Annotated in this window: 11 protein-coding genes; 4 read left to right on the top strand and 7 right to left on the bottom strand. The window is 57.4% G+C overall.

Annotated features, from left to right (window positions below):
- Positions 1-3 precede the first annotated feature (3 nt).
- Positions 4-810, bottom strand: a complete 807-nt coding sequence (locus OQ273_RS03050; protein WP_267989001.1) for an SDR family oxidoreductase — start codon at positions 808-810, stop codon at positions 4-6.
- Positions 811-1,022: 212 nt separating this feature from the next.
- Between OQ273_RS03050 and iolG the strand changes: the two genes are divergently transcribed.
- Positions 1,023-2,009: an inositol 2-dehydrogenase gene (gene iolG / locus OQ273_RS03045; RefSeq protein ID WP_267989000.1), complete on the top strand. Its 987-nt coding sequence runs from the start codon at positions 1,023-1,025 to the stop codon at positions 2,007-2,009.
- A gap of 80 nt (positions 2,010-2,089) precedes the next feature.
- Here iolG and iolC read toward each other — a convergent pair whose 3' ends face one another.
- Positions 2,090-3,982, bottom strand: coding sequence for a 5-dehydro-2-deoxygluconokinase (gene iolC / locus OQ273_RS03040; protein WP_267988999.1), 1,893 nt, complete (start codon positions 3,980-3,982; stop codon positions 2,090-2,092).
- 226 nt (positions 3,983-4,208) lie between these two features.
- Between iolC and iolD the strand changes: the two genes are divergently transcribed.
- Positions 4,209-6,098: a 3D-(3,5/4)-trihydroxycyclohexane-1,2-dione acylhydrolase (decyclizing) gene (iolD, locus tag OQ273_RS03035; RefSeq protein WP_267988998.1), complete on the top strand. Its 1,890-nt coding sequence runs from the start codon at positions 4,209-4,211 to the stop codon at positions 6,096-6,098.
- A 41-nt stretch (positions 6,099-6,139) separates the two neighbouring features.
- Here the strand turns inward: iolD and OQ273_RS03030 are convergent, their stop codons facing one another.
- Positions 6,140-7,102, bottom strand: coding sequence for a sugar phosphate isomerase/epimerase family protein (locus tag OQ273_RS03030; protein WP_267988997.1), 963 nt, complete (start codon positions 7,100-7,102; stop codon positions 6,140-6,142).
- 114 nt (positions 7,103-7,216) lie between these two features.
- On the opposite strand from OQ273_RS03030, the gene OQ273_RS03025 reads away from it, so the two are divergent.
- On the top strand, positions 7,217-8,329 hold the full coding sequence (locus OQ273_RS03025) for a Gfo/Idh/MocA family protein (RefSeq protein WP_267988996.1): 1,113 nt from the start codon (positions 7,217-7,219) through the stop codon (positions 8,327-8,329).
- Between the two features lie 170 nt (positions 8,330-8,499).
- The gene (gene iolB / locus OQ273_RS03020) at positions 8,500-9,309 is read left to right on the top strand and encodes a 5-deoxy-glucuronate isomerase (RefSeq protein WP_267988995.1); all 810 of its coding nucleotides are present in this window, start codon (positions 8,500-8,502) and stop codon (positions 9,307-9,309) included.
- Between the two features lie 110 nt (positions 9,310-9,419).
- Here the strand turns inward: iolB and OQ273_RS03015 are convergent, their stop codons facing one another.
- The 4 genes from OQ273_RS03015 to OQ273_RS03000 all read right to left on the bottom strand — a co-directional run bounded on the left by OQ273_RS03015 (position 9,420) and on the right by OQ273_RS03000 (position 13,668).
- The gene (locus OQ273_RS03015) at positions 9,420-10,559 is read right to left on the bottom strand and encodes a substrate-binding domain-containing protein (protein WP_267988994.1); all 1,140 of its coding nucleotides are present in this window, start codon (positions 10,557-10,559) and stop codon (positions 9,420-9,422) included.
- A gap of 82 nt (positions 10,560-10,641) precedes the next feature.
- Positions 10,642-11,760, bottom strand: a complete 1,119-nt coding sequence (locus OQ273_RS03010; protein ID WP_267988993.1) for an ABC transporter permease — start codon at positions 11,758-11,760, stop codon at positions 10,642-10,644.
- Positions 11,760-12,515: an ATP-binding cassette domain-containing protein gene (locus OQ273_RS03005; protein WP_267988992.1), complete on the bottom strand. Its 756-nt coding sequence runs from the start codon at positions 12,513-12,515 to the stop codon at positions 11,760-11,762. Before OQ273_RS03005 ends, OQ273_RS03010 begins: the two co-directional genes overlap by 1 nt.
- A gap of 142 nt (positions 12,516-12,657) precedes the next feature.
- The gene (locus OQ273_RS03000; RefSeq protein ID WP_267993014.1) at positions 12,658-13,668 is read right to left on the bottom strand and encodes a substrate-binding domain-containing protein; all 1,011 of its coding nucleotides are present in this window, start codon (positions 13,666-13,668) and stop codon (positions 12,658-12,660) included.
- Positions 13,669-13,714 lie beyond the last annotated feature (46 nt).

The raw sequence follows: 13,714 nt of genomic DNA, 5'->3' as shown, positions 1-13,714 counted from the left end.
CCTTCAGCGTCCCGACGTCGGGTAGGCCCCGCGAACAACCTGGTCAAAGTCAATGATGGATCCAGTAATGACGCCGGATTCGGGACTTAAGAGGAACGAAGCCAGCCCGGCAACCTCATCGGGCTTTACGAGTTGCCCCATCGGCTGCCCCTTCTCTGCCTCGACAAGCCAATCGTCAGGCGCATCATGAAAGTCCTGTTGGGTCTGGTTCTCTCCGGGCGTGTCCATCCAGCCTGTCATGATTCCGTTGCAGCGGATATGGTCGGCTGCATATGCATTTGCAACGTTCCTGCTCAGCGTCACCAGCGCGCCCTTGGAAGTAGAATAGGCGGTCAGAAAGGGCTGGCCGCAATGGGCAGCCATTGAAATGATATTGACGATCGATCCGGGCCTGCCTGTTTCCTTCAGATGCGACACCAGCGCTTTCATCGTCAGCATCGGGCCGCGCGCATTGGTGTTCATGTGCGCCTCCCAAAGCTCTGGCGTTGTTTCCAGCAGAGTGCCCCTGCTGGGAAGGGCCGCTGAATTCACCAGCGCGTTGACCCTTCCGAAGGCATCGATGGACTTTTGAATAAGCAGTTCGCACTCGTCGACACGACTGACATCCGCCTTGATGAAACGGCAATCGGTTCCCAGGGACGATATGTCCTTTGCGGCCGCCCTGCCCTTTTCAGGGTCTCGGCCGCTCACGACAATGCCGGCTGCGCCGTCTTGAGCAAGCCGTTTTGCAATTGCCATTCCAAGGCCCTGTGTGCCTCCGGTAACCACTGCAAAAGTATCGGAATGGCGGGTAGAGGATTGCTGGGTCATCTTTCAGATTTCTCTCTTGATTTTGCAAGGCCTTGCGACAAAAACTCTATCACTCATTCTACAATTTCACTAGCCGCTTGATCAATAAAACTGGTCATTGATGGACAAAAACGGCAAGTGGCCTATACTTTGAAGAGGACACATTTGCAGCAGATTTTTCAAAATAAATGCAAGGCTTTGCAATTGCTGCTCAACGATGGGAGGTGAATGCGTTGAAAGTTGCCGTATTTGGAGCCGGACGGATTGCTGAAGTTCATGTCAAAGGCATCATTCGTGCCGGGCACGAAGTTGCGGGTATTTATGACATTCGCCCTGAGCCGGCCAATGCCCTTGCGACCCAATACGGTTGCGCTGCATTTGCTTCACCGGAGGACGCGCTCGGCGACCCGTCGATCGAAGCCGTGGTGATTGGAACATCAACCAACACCCATTCGGATTACATCATTGCCTGCGCCAGGGCCGGAAAACGGATTTTCTGTGAAAAACCGATCGATCTATCTGTTGAGGTCGCTGAAAATTGCTGGGAGACAATCAAGTCTTCCAACCCGTTCATCCATATCGGCTTCAACCGGCGCTACGACAGGCATATTCGCGGATTGGCCGAGGCGGTGAAGTCCGGCGAACTCGGCAAACTGGAGAACCTGACGATCATCAGCCGCGATCCGGCTCCTGCGCCCATTGAATATTTCAAGGTGTCAGGCGGCATCTTCAGGGACATGACAATCCATGATTTCGACATCGCCCGCTTTATTCTCGGCGGAAACCCGGCCGAGATCTTTGCCACCGGTTCCGTTCTGATCGATCCCGAGATCGGGGAAATCGGTGACATGGACACCACGACGGTGGTAATGCGCAGCGCATCCGGCCAACTGGTTCAGATCTTAAACTCCCGGCGCGCCGCTTACGGCTTTGACCAGCGAATTGAAGCGGTCTGCTCAAACGGCATGATGCAGGTCGACAATATACTGCTGGACGCGACAGTTAAATACACGCCGGAACGCTCTGCGGCGCGCGCTCGGCCGATGGACTTTTTTTTGGAACGGTACGGCGAGAGTTACGACGAAGCCTGGGTCGACTTCTTCGCTCGCCTTGATGCGGGCGATGAGCCAGGCGTCACCTTTGACGACGGACTGCAGGCCCTGCGCATCGCCGAGGCAGCAAACCGATCAATCCGTACCGGCGAGATCGTGAAGCTCTGACCGACCTGTATATCTGCCGTAACCGCATCACCCGCGGGTTACGTCAAGCGTCCATTCCAATCGGAACTGGCCCTCGCGGACTACACGGTCTGCGCGGGCATCCAGGAATCAATGAACAGGCGATAAGACTGACGCATCATTGACACGGCTTCATCATCTCCGATTTCTTCTTTCAGCCATGCCTCAAACGGCTTGGCCACGATGCCGCGTCCGATTGCAAAGCCCCTGATCCGGTCTATGCCCGACGCTGCCGACATGGCCTCTTGAAGTGCCGAGACCGATGCGGTCTGCCCAAGCATCACGATACCGTGGCAATCGTCGTCATGGACATCGACAAGTCCGGCAACCCGTTTCCAATCATCAGCATCGGTCAGCGGCTCAAGCTTCCACCAGTCCGGCTTTACGCCCATTTCGTAGACCCGTTCAACGGCCTCCGCGACGGCGGCACCCCGGTCTTCACGCTGCTTTGGCGGGATGATTTCCAGTAGCAGTTCCCGCCCCAAGGCGTTACAGGCATCGGCAAGGCGCACAAGACTTTCTTCCTGATGCACACGTACAGTGTCCGGATCGTGCACATCATAGTGGATAAGACATTTGATGGTCTGGCTGCGCGGCCACATCAAAAGCTTCGATCCGATGTCGGGCCCGGTGTTGAACTCTACCGGGCGCGAGCCGGCCACTTCGATCGGCCGGGCGGTCCAAAGACCCGCATTGCCGGCATCATAAAGCGCATCCGTGCCATATTCTGCATCAATGATAACACCAGCATTCCACTTGGCCGACGCTTCCGCGGCAGCCGCGGATACCGCCAGCCGTTTGAATTGGGAAAAGCGGCTTTCATCCTTGCCCAGCTGAGCGGCGATGTCTCGAAACTGAGTTCGGTGGTCGCAGGCAAGCAGGAACAGATTGCCGTCCAGCTTTTTGCGAGCCTGAATCCGCCGAGGCACACTTGGCCTCAGTACCGCCCCCTTGCTTTTGCGCGCAAGGCTCAAGAACTGCTCCAGTTCCGAGGCTGTTGCATAATCCTGCGAACACAGGAGACGCGAAACGGCAATTGCACCGCAGGCATTTGCCCGCGTTGCACACAATTCCATGCTTTCGCCGCGCAAATACCCGGACAGAAAGCCGGCCATAAAGGCATCCCCCGCCCCGATCGTGTTGACGACATCGACATTAAACGTCATGCCCGATACCGGAGTGCCGAGCCTCCATTCATCGACGCCTTCATAAACATCACAGCCGGCTTGCCCGCGCTTGCACACCAGAACGCCTCGGGTCAGAGCGTGAGCTTTGACGAGCGCGTCGTCGATATCAGGGACATTAAGCGCCGAGCAGAACTCCTCTTCGGTCCCGACTACAACATCGCACATCGCGATAACTTCTTCGTAGATCTGCGCGATACGTGGCTCAAATCCCAGGCGTTCGGCCCCCTTCGCATCCTTGACGAGCCCCCAAAGCGACGGGCGGAAATCGATATCGAGGACGATTTTTGCACCCGCCTCACGCGCAAGCCGCATTGCCCGCCAGCTTGCACCAGCGACGCGATCGGTCGAAAAATGCGTGCCGGTCACAACAATTGCCTTGGTCCGCTTGATCAGCTCGGGATCGATATCATCGGCCGACAGGTTCATGTCCGCGCATTCGCGCCGATAGAAGATATGCGGCGCGTGAGCGCGATCCTTTACGGCAAGAAGCACCAATGCTGTCAGATTGTCCGGATCACGTTTGATGGCGCCGGTATAAACCCCTTCCTGCTCCAGCGTTTCCAGGACCGACGCGCCCATTTGCTCGTCACCAACACGGGTCACAAGCGCGCTCCTCAATCCCAGGCGGGAGGCGCCGACAGCGATGTTCGTCGGGCTGCCGCCGACGGATTTGACAAAATTGGAAACGTCCGCCAGCTCGACCCCAAGCTCGGCACCATACAGATCGATCGATGACCGCCCAATCGTTACGACATCCAAGTCACGCATAAACATCACCCTCGGTAAACATTATTTTGCAAGGCCTTGCAAAGATGTATCAGGCCAAATTCGACCATGCAAGTGACTGTAAAGCCGGAAAACTCACCGAAAGCTTGATGACCATACCAGAAAATACGCCCGATCAAATGCAAGGCATTGCAATTGATCTTTCACGCGCATAAGCTCTCGCCGAACAGAGCAGTTTTCAGATTGTTCCATACATGGGAGGACACATATGCCTGGCGAAACGATCCGTCTGACCCTGGGGCAGGCCATCGTCAAATTCATGATCAACCAGTATGTCGAAGTCGACGGCGTAAAGGAGCAGTTTTTCGCCGGCATGTGGGGCATTTTCGGGCATGGAAATATCGGTGGCGTCGCCCAGGCGCTTCAGCAATATTCCGACGACCTGCCCTATTATCTCGGGCGCAATGAACAGAGCATGGTTCACTCCGCCGTTGGTTATGCGAAGCTGAAAAACCGGCGGCGATGCATGGCCGTCCTGTCTTCAATCGGACCCGGCGCGACCAACATGGTAACCGGCGCCGCGACCGCAACGATCAACCGCGTCCCGGTTCTGTTGCTGGCCGGCGATACATTCGCCGAACGCGTACAGGCGCCGGTGCTGCAGCAACTTGAGACAGAACACTCCCAGGAAGTGACCGCGAATGACACATTTCGTCCGGTTGTGCGCTATTTCGACAGGCTCACACGTCCGGAACAGGCCATCACCGCGCTCCCTGAGGTGATGCGCATTTTGACTTCCCCCGCTGATACGGGTGCTGCCTTCCTTGGCATTCCGCAGGATGTCGGAACCTATGCCTATGATTATCCGGTGGAGTTGTTCCACAAACGGATCTGGCGCATTCCGCGCAACCGTCCCGATGTCGGCCTGCTTGAGAAAGCAGCGTCCTGGATCAAGGACTCTAAACGGCCGTTGATCCTTGCCGGTGGAGGCGTGCGGTATTCCGGCGCGGAAGGCGTATTGAGGGATTTTGCCGCAGAGACAGGCATCCCCGTGGCGGAAACCCATGCCGGCAAGGGATCGCTTTTGTATGACGATCCGCTCAGCCTCGGCGCAGCCGGGGTGGCCGGCACAAAGGGCGCAAACGAAGTCGCGACGGATGCGGATCTGGTCATATGTATCGGAACCAGACTGACCGACTTTTCCACCGGCTCGAAGTCGATCTTCGCAAATCCCTCCGTCAGGTTTGTCAACATCAACACCTTCGAGATGGATGCCTACAAACACGCCGCTGTACCCCTGGTTGGCGACGCAAAGGCAACGCTCGAAGAACTCCTCCCATTGCTCAGAGGTTTCGACACGGGGTCGGACTACAGGAAGGAAATCGCCGATCACAACACATGGTGGGACAAGGAAGTCTCCCGCCTTTATGCAATGGAAATGGAGCCGATCGCACAATCGGCCGTCATCGGCGAAGTCGAAGCATCGACCGACGACAAGGACATCGTTGTCACCTCCGCCGGATCCCTGCCCGGCGATCTGCAGAAGGTCTGGCGCTGCCGCGATACCCTGTCTTACCAGGTGGAGTACGGCTATTCGGTCATGGGTTACGAGATACCGGGCGCCATTGGCGCCAAGATGGCCGCCCCGGATCGCGAGGTCTACTGCATGGTCGGAGACGGCACGTTCCTGATGAACCCGGCCGATCTATCCGTTGCCACCCAGGAACGCCTCAAGGTCATCTTCATCCTGATCGACAACCAGGGATTTTCTTCCGTTGGCAGGGTTTCCGAGCAAGTCGGCTCGGAAGGTTTCGGTTGTCATTATCGCTATCGCACGCAATCGGGACAATATGACGGGCAGCCGATCACCATGGATCTCTACAAGATCGCAGAAGGCGTGGGCATGGACACACGTGTTGCCGAAACACGCGACGAACTGCGGGCAGCGCTCGCAGACGCGCGGCAGAGCGCAACATCAACGCTGATCTACGTCCGCACGGACTGGCATGAGCGTATTCCCGGATATTCAAGCTCATGGTGGGATATGGCGACCGCACAGGTGGCCGAGACGCCCGGCACCGATGAGGCGCGGGAAGAGTATCTCGCCAACAAGCCGCGCCAGCGATATCTTATGCTTCCTGCGGAAAGCGACGAATAGGCTACAAAATCAAGCCGCCTGAGGCAGCGCCAATCGCTGCCTCAGATCGACTGAACCACATAGTCTGGCGCTTCAAACAGCGCCGTTTCATTGAGCATGGCAACAGCGCGCCGCAGCCCCTCCTTGCGCGACATCGTCGCATCCTCGTGCTCGATGCTGATCCATCCGTCATAGCCGTTCAGCGCAAGGCGATAAAAGAAGTCGGTCCACCATTTCTGGTCATGGCCGACACCGATTGTCGCGTGCGTCCAGCTTCTGCCCGCCGCAGAATCCAATGGCCCATTCTCCATAAGTGAACGAATGGCAGCCTGCGGTTTGTTGATGAAGGTATCCTTGCCATGGACATGAGCGATGGCGGAACCCAGATAGTCCGCCGCGGCGATCGCATCAGCGCCCATCCACATCAGATGGCTGGGGTCCAGATTGGCACATACGGTATCACCAATCTCCTGCCTGAGCTGCATCAGCGTCGCAGGTGAATAGACAAGCTGAGCACCATGCATTTCAACGGCAAGACATTTGACGCCATGATCTTCTGCAAACCGCACCAGGCCGCGCCAATAGGGCAGGAGTTTCTCGGTCCATTGCCAAGCCAGCATGCTCTGATTTTCCGGCGGCCATGACGAGGTGATCCAGTTGGGAACTTTGTCATCGGGATGGGCGGCCGGCAGGCCTGACATCAAAACAACCGTATCCAGTCCCAAAAGGCCGGACAGGCGGATTGTGTCCTTCACCACCCGGTCATGTGCATCCCCCGAAATCGGGTGCAGCTGATTGCCGTTGCAGTTCAGCGCCGAAATCTCCAGACCGCGATCGGACAGGCTGGCCACAAGTGCGTCCCGCGCCGCAGCCGATTCAAGAAGCTTTTCAAGATCAAAGTGAGGGGCCGTTGACCAATTGCCGGTGGTAAACTCGATGCCCTGAAGCCCGCATTGCGTCGCGGTTTCCAGCAGACCGTGAAGGGAAAGGTCTGACAGACTGTCAGACACCAGACTCAACTTCATCTCGCTCTCCCCTTTCCGGTAACGGGCTGCAATCAATTGATATATGTCCGTTTTTTGATTTGCAAGGCCTTGCAAGCAAGGCTACCCTGACGACACAGATAAAGGAAGATTGATATGAACTGGGGTCTCGTCGGCGGAGGTAAGGCAAGTCAGATCGGTGGCGCGCACCGGATTGCCGCGCAATTGGATGGACACTGGCGACTTGCCGCCGGCGCACTCGACATCGATCCGGAAAAGGGCCGGGCGTATGGCACGGAACTCGGCATTGACGAAAGCCGCGCCTATGGAACCTGGCAAGACATGCTGAAGAGCGAAAGCGGGCGCGAGGATCGGATCGATCTTGTCACCATTGCAACGCCCAATCACACCCATTTCGAGATCGCCAGCGCGTTTCTCTCCGCCGGCTTCAACGTACTGTGCGAAAAGCCGTTGACCATGACGGTCAGGGATGCCGAAGACCTCGTTCGCGTCGCCGAGAAATCCGGCAAAATCTGCGCAACAAATTTCGGTTATTCCGGATATCCGATGGCCATCCAGGCCCGGGAAATGGTCCGCAATGGCGATTTGGGGGACATACGGGTTGTTTTCTCGGAATTTGCACACGGGTTTCATGCCGACGAGAGCGACAACGACAATCCGAGGATTCGGTGGCGATACGATCCCGAGCAGACCGGCGTTTCATCGATCACCGCGGATTGTGGGGTTCACGCCTTGCACATGGCCGAGTTCATCACCTGCCAGAGGATTACTGAAGTGTCGGCGCAATTTGATCATTGCGTTGACGGGCGGGCCCTGGAGGATGACGCTCTACTGGCCCTGCGTTTCGGGAACGGATCCGTCGGGCGGCTGTGGACCAGTGCCATAGCCATTGGCCAGGTACACGGCTTCGGTATCCGGGTATTCGGCTCGAAAGGCGGACTGAGCTGGCATCAGGAGTTTCCAAATCAGCTTCATTTTACGCCGCTCAATGGCCCTACCCGGATCCTGGAAAGAGGGTCCGAAGCACTCTACCCGAAGGCCAGGGCCGCAAGTCGTATCGCCATTGGACACGCTGAAGGCATGTTCGGCGCATTCGGCAACATCTACCGTTCGCTTCATGAGACCATCGCGGGCCCTGGTCCGGCAACGGGCGACTTCCCGACCGTCGAAGACGGTGCGGCCATGGTTCGCGTAATCGACACCGCCGCCAGATCGGCAAAGCAGGGCGGCGCATGGACGCCGGTGTGATTGCCTCGGAAAAACACCTGAAGTGGCGGAAGGGTCATCACAAACACATTTGCAAGGCCTTGCAAAATTTCAGGCGCGCACATACAGTTTATACCCGATTAGCTTGCAAATGACCGAATGCGCCGTCTGTTCCTAGTCTCCGCATTTCGTCGACAGCCTGAAGGTGCTTCATGTGGACAAAAGAGTCCCTGCATATATGCCCGGACCCCGGTAAATCCTCCGGAAAGCTTATAAGTATCGCACCCGCCGAAGGTATGTTGGAGTATCTCGGCTTTGACGTTCACCTGCTCAAGCAAGGTGAGGAACTGCACAGCACAAACGATACAACGGAAACGTGTATCGTTCTGATTTCCGGGAAGATAGGCTTTGCCTGCGACGGTGTGCCGGTCGGACAAACCGACTATCGGGCGTCGCCGTTTGATCGCAGACCCTGGGCCTTCTACGCTTCCTGTAAATCGAGCTGGCGTGTGACCGCGGAAGCAGATTCAGAGATAGCCGTCTGTTCTGCTCCCGCGCAAAATCAACGCAAACCTTTTATGGTCAAACCTGATGATGTCGCCGTTGAAACGCGCGGCACGGGCAGCAATGTGCGCCATGTGATCGATCTCATGCCTGCCGAAAAGGATATCGCCGATCGTCTTCTCGTTCTGGAGGCCATAACGCCGGAGGGAAACTCCTCAAGCTATCCGCCCCACAAGCACGATAAGGACAACCTGCCTGAAGAAAGCCGGCTGGAAGAAACCTATTACTACCATATCGAGCCCGATAGTGGCTTCGCCTTTCAACGGGTCTACAATGCTTCGGGCGACCTCGACGTGGCCATGACACCCGGAGACGGGGATCTGATCATCGTGCCCGAAGGGTATCACCCCGTCTGCGCCCCTCACGGCTGCGAACTCTATTATCTCAACGCCATGGCAGGACCGAAAAGGGTCTGGAAAACCACGGTGCACCCGGACTTTCTCTGGCTGAGCACCTGACACTCCACCAACAGGTGTCAGGCCGGATGAAAGCAAAGAGACGCCCGCAATAACCTTCGTGGATATTGCGGGCGTTCACGTTCAACGCTCGTCAAACGAGCCGGCAGCAATCAACGGCTGAGCGCACCGACACCTGAGAAGCGGAAGGCCTCGTTTTGCAGGGCATCAAGCTCCTCGGGCTTCATCTGGTCATGCGCGACGGTGATACGTCCGAGGAATACCAGCGGAAGCTCTTCGGCTCTGCCTTCAAGATCTGCCTTGATGGCTTCGGCGGTCGCAGCCCCCACATCGTCGCCCATGCGCATCGGCGTCGCATCGAGCTCGCCGCGGCGGATGGCATCGAGTTCCAGGCCGGTACCGCCCCATCCGGTGGAGAAAATCTCCTTGGACTTGTCGAGCGCGACCTGGGCTTCAACAGACCCCATGGCCATCGCCGTATTGGCGTTATGGATGACGGTCGCTTCCGGATAGGACTGCATGATCAGCGTGGTGCCCTCGAAGCCGCCTTCCCGCTGATATTCGCCATAGTGCTCATAGGCGGTTTTCCATCCGCCCTTTTCCTCAACGCAGGCCTTGAAGTCACCGGACCGTTGATTGTCGGTGATACCGGGAATGCCCCTGTTCATGGCCATCGTGACATCCTTGCCCAACCGATCGAGCATATAGTCGCACATGACCAGCGCACCGGCTGCCGATGAGAAATCAAACCACACATCGGGCTGGTTTTTCAGATCCTTCAGCGGCGTGTGAAAGGCCCAGACATAGGTCGTGAAGCCATCATTGCCGGCAAGCTTGTCGATATTGTCGGCCTGGATCGCCAGTTCGGATGGACCGAAGATCACGTAGTCGTAGAGATCGGAATCCTGCTCCACCTGGTTGGCATAGGTCGATTGCAACGAGTGCTCGATCTGCCGTGAGGCAAATTCGGTCGTCTCATATTTGATGCCCAGCTCGTCGAGACGCTTGGTCAGGGCGAGAAAATTGCGGGCCCAGAAGTCGGATGTGTCGGCCGAGGGATAGATCAGAGCGATCTGGACCGGCTTTTCCAAAGTACCGGAAAACGCCACCGCATCCGAGCCGACAACCTTTTGCAGCGCCGGCAGTTTGCCTTCCGCATTCACCTCCTCGGGAACCCAGTAGTCCCGGTCGGCGATATCGGGCAGTTCTTTCAATGGCAGATGTCCATCCGCCAGCGCGGCACCTGTCAGAACAGCTGTTGCCATAAGGCTTGAGGTTAACAATAGTCTCATCTTGGTTCCTCCCTTGCATGAGAGCGGAGCCACGGCCGGTGTCGGGGCTGCACCCCCGCCCGGCCACCCCGCGGTTTTCGGGTTACCCACTTGGTCTGGGATCACCCGCGGTGAACGCACCAAACGCCAACAGGACGAGAAGCACGCCGATAATTGCGGCACTGAAGCGAAACATTTTCTTTCCGTCAGGTGTGAAAAGGCCCGCCAGCCAGCCGCCTGTTCCATCGCGATCTTTCTTTTGCATCCACGCATAGAGCGCGACGGAACTGACAATGACGACACCGGATGCCACGGACTGCCAGAAGAACTCGATCCTCAAGGTGACAAGCGCGTTGATCATCATCGAAAGGAGCAGCACGCCCGCAAAGGAGCCGAGCATCGACGCACGGCCGCCAAACAACGACGTGCCGCCGACAACAACAGCCGCAATAACGTGAAGATTGAAATACGGCGCCGAAGTCGCCTGGATGGCATTCAGCTTGCCTGTCAGCATCACACCGGCCAGTGCCGCACTGGCGCCGCAAAGCACATAGGCATAGACCTTGTGGCGGTTGACAGAGATGCCGGTCAGTTGCGCGGCTTCCGGATTGGAGCCGATGGCAATGGTGTAGCGGCCGAAATAGGTTCTTGTCAGCAAGAGATATCCGCCGATCATGGTGGCAATGCCGATCAGCACCGGTATCGGCACAAAACCCGGGATCTGCCCCCGGCCGATCTCCGTCAGGAATTCCGGGAACCGCGCCAGAACAAGGCCCTTTGCAAGCACCAGCGCAAACCCGCGATAAACAAGATCCATCGCCAAAGTACCGATAAGATCAGGCACATTAAAGCGGGTGATCACAAGACCGTTGATCAGCCCCATCAACGCACCCAGCGCAATCGCGATCGGAACCGCAATGTAGACGGAAAAGCCGAACTGCTTGATCAGAAAGGCCATAATGATGGCCGACAGCGCAGCAATCGAGCCAATCGAAAGATCAATGCCCCTTTGGGTGATGACAAATGTCATTGCCATCGCCATGGGCATATAGAGCGCCGCATCCAGAAGGATCAGATTGAGATTACTGAAGCGGAAATAACGCGCCGGCTCGGCAACGCCCATGAAGAGCAAAATGGCAAGGATCATCACCATGGGGCCGATGATCGCGACATAGGGCTCCAGCCGGTCGCCGAATGATTTTTGAGCTTCGATCGTAGGCATCAGGCCGCCTCCTCTGCGCCCACAATCAGGCCAAGCACATCCTGATTGCTGCTTTCCGCGGTCTTGACGACACCCACGCATTGCCCGCGCCGCTGAACATGGATGCGGTCGGATACCTGGAATACATCGTCAAGCGAGTGGCTGATCAAAATGACGGCAAGGCCCTGGGCCTTCAGCGTTTCGATCAGCTTCAGCGTTCTGGCGGTTTCCTGCGGACCAAGCGCGGCCGTCGGCTCATCCATGACAAGGACACGCAGGCCTTCGTGATAAACCGCACGGGCGATGGCGAGCGCCTGACGCTGACCGCCCGAGAGGCTTTCGGTCGGAACACTCAGCGATTTCAGCCGCACACCGAGCCGCTCCATCAGCACACGTTCAGTTTCCGATTTCATCCGCTTGTTATCCAGAACCGTCAGCCCGAGAAACTGGGTCGTCAGCTCATTGCCGAGAAACATGTTGGCGGGCGGGCTCAGATGGTCCGCCAGCGCCAAGGTCTGGTAAACCGCATCAATCCCCTGCTCGATCGCCTCGGCATGGCTCGAGAAAACCATCTGCTTGCCGTCAAGGCTGATCGTTCCCGAACTCGGCTGATAAACACCGGTCAGGATCTTGATCAGTGTGGATTTGCCTGCACCATTGTCGCCGACAATAGCCAGAACCTCGCCGGCATAGGCATCAAGATCGACATTCGACAAGGCCGTCACGCCGCCGAACCGCTTGGTTATGCCTCGCATTTCAACAAGAGGTCTTTGCATTGCAGGCCTCCCTTTCATCAACAAATATCCGCCCGTCCGGCCCGACCGTCACCGGGTCGGGCAGAGTGCAAAACTTCAAATACAATAGCCTTTTGGGCACCTATGGCGTCACGCCCCCGAGGGCGTGACGCCATGGGGAGTGTTACTTGCCCCAGATTTTTCCGTAGGCTGCACGGTAGCCATTGTCCGGATCGAAGATGGGGCTGTCGCCCATCGCCTTCGCCCCTTCCATATTCACCACCGCCGGCGCCGTGACATAGCCCGAACAGGCCTCGCCCTGAACAGCGCGGTTCAGCTCATCAACCAGTTGCCATCCCTGCAGGTTCAGCGGCTCGGCAACGGTGATGGACTGATATTGCCCGGTCGCGATGCGCTGAAAGGCTGATTCCGATCCATCGCCGGCGGCGACTGCCTTTGGCGAGCCGTCACCCTTGATGCCGGCGGCGGCAAGAGCCGGGCCCATGAAATCGAAATAGATATCATTGATCGCAAGGGCGTGCGTCCACTGGTCACCATATTTCTGCAGCAGGTTGGTCGTCAGCGGGCCCATACGGTTCGACGTGTCGGCGATCGGCGTATCGACATATTCAAGCACCGTGCCGCCCATCTCCTCGATGGTTTCCTTGATGCGGTCGGCCTTGTCGATGGCGATCTGGTAGGTGGAGTCGGTAAAGATGACGACACCCGGCTTGCCGCCCGCATCGCCAACGGCCCACTTGGCCGCCTCTTCCGAAACCGTCATCGCATCGGTGGAGACATTTGCAAAAATACCGCCAGGGGCGTCACAGCCGATCTTCGGACCGGAATGCCAGGACACCATCGGGATTTTTGCGGCGGCCACCTGATCAAGAGCCGCCTGCTGTTCGACAGCGTCAAAACCATTGATAACGATGCCGTCCGGCTGAAGAGCGATGGCCTGACCGAAAGCGGCCGTGCGGCCCTGAACAGACCCGCCGCCATCAAGCACGCGAACGGTCCAGCCGATCTTCTCGGCCGCTTCCTCGACACCATTGGTCACGCCAAGGATGCCGCCGTTTTTCAGGTCGGCCGCAAGCACCACAATGGTTTTACCCTCCGCCGCCTTTGGTCCGGCGCTTGGGCCGTCGAATGCCATTTCAGCAAAGGCGATTGTCAGGCCAAGCCCGGTCAGCATTGTTCCCGCAAAAGCGGCTTTCAAAAAGGTTCTTTTCAGCATGAAT

The sequence above is a fragment of the Hoeflea prorocentri genome (genome assembly GCF_027944115.1).
GTDB classification, from domain to species: Bacteria; Pseudomonadota; Alphaproteobacteria; order Rhizobiales; family Rhizobiaceae; genus Hoeflea_A; species Hoeflea_A prorocentri.
The sequence above is the reverse complement of the archived record's forward strand: the minus strand, read 5'-3'. Positions and strand labels throughout refer to the sequence as shown.